General features: G+C 67.2%; 5 protein-coding genes. All 5 read left to right on the top strand.

The window, feature by feature from the left end:
* Positions 1-769: helix-hairpin-helix domain-containing protein (locus tag TF1_RS06450; RefSeq protein WP_255266151.1), on the top strand; the 769-nt coding region annotated here is incomplete at its 5' end.
* 20 nt (positions 770-789) lie between these two features.
* Positions 790-1,674 carry an RNase adapter RapZ gene (rapZ, locus tag TF1_RS06445; RefSeq protein ID WP_011292443.1) on the top strand — a complete coding sequence of 295 codons (885 nt, stop codon included), beginning with the start codon at positions 790-792 and terminating at the stop codon, positions 1,672-1,674.
* Positions 1,675-1,820: 146 nt separating this feature from the next.
* Positions 1,821-2,747, top strand: a complete 927-nt coding sequence (locus TF1_RS06440) for a gluconeogenesis factor YvcK family protein (RefSeq protein WP_038043924.1) — start codon at positions 1,821-1,823, stop codon at positions 2,745-2,747.
* Positions 2,748-2,917: 170 nt separating this feature from the next.
* Positions 2,918-3,898 (top strand): DNA-binding protein WhiA, encoded by a 981-nt coding sequence (whiA, locus tag TF1_RS06435; protein ID WP_011292441.1) that lies wholly within the window; start codon positions 2,918-2,920, stop codon positions 3,896-3,898.
* Positions 3,899-4,307: 409 nt separating this feature from the next.
* A partial coding sequence (locus TF1_RS15815) for a glyceraldehyde 3-phosphate dehydrogenase NAD-binding domain-containing protein (RefSeq protein WP_255266152.1) occupies positions 4,308-4,437 on the top strand: 130 nt, incomplete at its 3' end.

Here is a 4,437-nt window from a genome sequence, read left to right as displayed (position 1 = left end):
GGCGGAGGCGCCGCTGCGCATCGAATGCTTCGACATCTCCACCCTGCAGGGGGAGCACACTGTGGCGTCCATGGTGGTGTTCGAAGACGGTCTGGCCCGCAAGTCCGAGTACCGGCGGTTCAGTATCCGCGGGGCGGAAGGCGCGGACAGTGACGTGGCCGCGATGTACGAGGTCATCAGCCGGCGGTTCACCCGTTACCTGGAGGAGAGCCAGCGTGTCGGCGAACTGGACACGCTGGGGGAGAGCGGTGCGCCGCAGGGGGCGGAGCGGAAGGCCCCCCGTTTCGCCTATCCCCCTAACCTCGTCGTCGTGGACGGCGGCCGTCCGCAGGTCGCGGCTGCCCAGCGGGCCTTGGACGATCTGGGGATCGAGGATGTGGCGGTCTGCGGGCTGGCGAAACGCTTGGAGGAAGTGTGGTTGCCCGGGGAAGAGGACCCGATCATCCTGCCGCGGACGAGTGAGGGGCTCTACCTGCTGCAGCGTGTGCGAGACGAGGCGCACCGGTTTGCGATCTCCTACCATCGACGCAAGAGAGCGAAGGCGCTGACAGCCAGCGTGCTGGATGACATCCCCGGGCTGGGGCCGGTCCGCCGCGCCGCTCTGCTGAAGCATTTCGGGTCGGTGCGGCGGCTGGCGCAGGCCACGGCCGCGGAGATCGCTGAGGTGCCGGGGATCGGGGAGCGGACCGCGCAGACTATCTACGAGCGGCTCACGAGCGTGGAGGGCGGACAGCGGACACAACCGGAGAACAGCAAGGCAGACGAGTGAGACTACGAGGGGAAGAACACGTGGCGACCAGTCGAGGAGACGATCTCCTGCCAGAGATTGTCGTCGTGACGGGCATGTCGGGGGCCGGGCGGAGCACCGCGGCGCGGGCACTGGAGGACCTCGACTGGTTCGTCGTCGACAACCTGCCGCCGGCCCTGCTGCCGACCATGATTGATCTGGCGGCGCGCACCCGAGGCGCCGTGCCCCAGATCGCCGCGGTCGTGGACGTGCGCAGCATGGCGTTCACCGAGGACCTGCTGTCCACCGTGGAGGATTTGCGGAGCCGCGGGATCGGGGCCCGCGTCGTGTTTTTGGAGGCGTCAGACGAGACGCTGGTGCGCCGCTTCGAGAGTGTGCGCCGTCCCCACCCGCTGCAGGGGGACGGGCGGTTGACCGACGGGATCAGCCGGGAGCGGGAACTGCTGCGGTCGATCCGCGGCGAGGCTGACCTGGTGGTCGACACGTCCCAGCTCAACGTGCACCAGCTCAAGGCGAAGATGGTGGGGTTTTTCGGGAAGGCCCGGGAGACCCGACTGCGCGCCAATGTGGTGTCTTTCGGATACAAGCACGGACTTCCGGTCGACGCCGACCTGGTGTTGGACTGCCGCTTCTTGCCCAACCCGCACTGGGTGCCGGAGCTGCGCCCGCTGACCGGGCAGGACGAGCCGGTGCGCGACTATGTGCTGGCCCAGCGCGGCGCCAAGGAGATGCTCGACTCCTATACCGAAGTGCTGCGGCTGTTGGTCTCCGGATACCAGCGGGAGGGTAAGCACTACATGACGCTTGCGGTGGGATGCACTGGAGGCAAGCACCGGAGCGTCGCCATGTCGGAACAGCTTGCCGCACGCTTGCGTGACGAAGGAGTCGAGGTGAACATCATCCACCGGGACCTGGGACGCGAGTAGGCGGCGGCGCGGCGGCGAGGGCCGCTCCACAGTGCCCGGGGCTGGGAGGAGCCGGGAGGGAATGAGGGGCGCGTAGACCGATGGCGGGTTACGAGGACGCTTGGGAGAAGCCGCACAGTGAGCACGACGCTGCCGAACCGCCGCGCGTGGTTGCGCTCGGCGGAGGGCACGGACTGTACGCGTCGTTATCCGCGTTACGCCGGGTCACCACTGACGTCACCGCGATCGTCACGGTTGCTGACGACGGGGGGTCCAGTGGGCGGCTGCGCCGCGAGCTGGGGGTGCTGCCTCCCGGGGACCTGCGGATGGCGCTGGCTGCGCTGTGCGGTGACGACGAGTGGGGCAGCACCTGGAGTGAAGTCGTGCAGCACCGGTTCCGATCCGAGGGTGAACTGCACGGCCACGCGGTAGGCAACCTGCTCATCGTCGCGCTGTGGGAACTGTTGGGTGACTCGGTGGCCGCCTTGGACTGGGTGGGCCAGTTGCTGGGCGCGCACGGCCGGGTGCTGCCCATGTCGTCGGTGCCGTTGGACATCGTCGCCGAAGTGGAGGGCGCCGACCCGGAGCGCCCGGACGAGGTGGTGACGGTGCGCGGGCAGGTGGCCTGTGCCAGTACTCGGGGACGAGTGCGGTCGATTTCGCTGATTCCGGAGCGGCCGCCGGTGCCGAGCCAGGTGATCCGGGCTGTGCACGAGGCCGACTGGGTGGTGTTCGGTCCGGGGTCGTGGTTCACCAGCGTGCTTCCGCACCTGCTCGTGCCGGATTTGGCGCGGGCGCTGGTGACGACGAAGGCCCGGCGCCTTGTGGCGCTCAACTTGTCTCCGCAACGGGGAGAGACGGACGGGTTTGCCGCGCACACCTACCTGGAGGTGCTTGCCGACCACGCCCCTGACTTGCGGGTGGACGTGGTGCTGGCGGACCGCAAAGGGGTGGAGGACACGGTGCGGCTGGAGCAGGTCTCCGCGGAACTGGGCGCCCGGCTGGTGGTGGCCGACCTGGCGGTCGACGACGGCTCACCGCGGCATGATCCGGATCGGTTCGCAGCGGCGTTCGATCAGATCTTCGCCAGCTAAGCGGGTTTGATCGCAAACTCGGGAAAGTGCGGAGTGTCGGAACGGTCAAGGGGCCAGACACACGCACGGAGGACATGGAGTTGGCGGCGTGGCCAAGTAGTCTGCCCGAAAGGGCGCTGCTTGGCCGCGGCGCGCGCATGTGCGTTCTACAGGGGGAAGGGGCCGCATCTATGGCGATGACCGGCGTGGTGAAGGACGAGTTGAGCCGACTGACCGTTCTCAAGCCATGCTGCCGCAAAGCGGAAGTCTCGACGATTCTGCGTTTCACCGGCGGACTGCATCTGGTCGGCGGACGTATTGTGATCGAATCCGAACTTGATACCGGGGTGGCTGCGCGTCGGCTGCGCAAGGACATCGCTGAGGTGTTCGGACACGAGTCCGAGGTGCTGGTGCTGTCTCCGAGCGGGCTGCGCAAGGGGAACCGCTATGTGGTGCGGGTCATCAAGGAGGGGGAGAGCCTCGCCCGGCAGACAGGGCTGATCGACAGCAATGGCCGCCCGGTGCGCGGCCTGCCTCGCCATGTGGTGGCGGGTGGGGTGTGCGATGCAGAGTCGGCGTGGCGTGGCGCGTTCATCGCTCACGGGTCGTTGACTGAGCCGGGACGGTCTATGTCGTTGGAGGTCACCTGCCCGGGGCCGGAGGCGGCGCTGGCTCTGGTGGGGGCGGCGCGCCGGCTGAAGGTGCACGCCAAGGCCCGTGAGGTGCGCGGCGTGGACCGGGTGGTGGTGCGCGACGGGGATTCGATCAGTGCGATGCTGACGCGGCTCGGCGCCCATCAGAGCGTGCTGGCGTGGGAGGAGCGGCGGATGCGCCGCGAGGTGCGGGCGACCGCTAACCGGCTGGCGAACTTTGACGATGCGAACCTGCGGCGGAGCGCGCGGGCCGCGGTGGCGGCGGGGGCCCGGGTACAGCGCGCGTTGGAGATTCTCGCTGACGATGCCCCTCCCCACTTGGTGGCCGCGGGCAAGCTGCGCTTGAAGCACAAGCAGGCGTCGCTGGAGGAGCTGGGCCAGCTTGCTGACCCGCCGTTGACCAAGGACGCTATTGCGGGCCGGATCCGGCGGTTGCTGGCGATGGCGGACAAGCGTGCGGCTGATTTGGGGATCCCCAACACCGAGGCGAGCCTGACACCCGACATGCTCGTTCCATAGTGTGAGGATGATCACAATATATATCCGAGAGTAGTCATTTGGTCACTCTCGGATAGGGCGTGGGGTGGTAGAAGGGGAAAGTAGCCCAATGGCCGGTCAACATCCCTCGTTAATGCGCCCGTAATAAAGTGTGAACCTTTTTCTGGAAATGCCCACACTTTCACGAGCTGCGGAAACAATGGTGGTGGGTGGGGAAGAATACGGTCTAATGGTCTATACCTTTGAGGTGTGAGGGTGCCAGTATTGGCCCCGACGGGACAGCCCGCGCCGTAGCAGATCCGGCTCCGGCGGCTCGGAACGCGGACGATAGGCTCGCCCCGACGAAACGCACACTGTTTTCCACGGTCCGACGCGTACGCGTCGGAAACAAGCGTCGACGACGCAGACGACACGTGAGGAGAATGGTTCCGTGACCATCCGTGTAGGTGTAAACGGATTCGGACGAATCGGCCGTAACTTCTGGCGGGCGGTTCAGGCCGCCGGCGGCAGCGATGTCGAAATCGTGGCGGTCAACGACCTCACCGACAAGGCCACCCTGG

It is taken from the genome of Thermobifida fusca NBRC 14071 = JCM 3263, assembly GCF_001592045.1.
GTDB classification, from domain to species: Bacteria; Actinomycetota; Actinomycetes; order Streptosporangiales; family Streptosporangiaceae; genus Thermobifida; species Thermobifida fusca.
The sequence above is the reverse complement of the archived record's forward strand: the minus strand, read 5'-3'. Positions and strand labels throughout refer to the sequence as shown.

What these genes read in the sequence shown, in the direction of transcription:
- whiA (WP_011292441.1), top strand. Translation starts at nt 2,918, where the DNA reads ATGGCGATGACCGGCGTGGTGAAGGACGAGTTGAGCCGACTGACCGTT.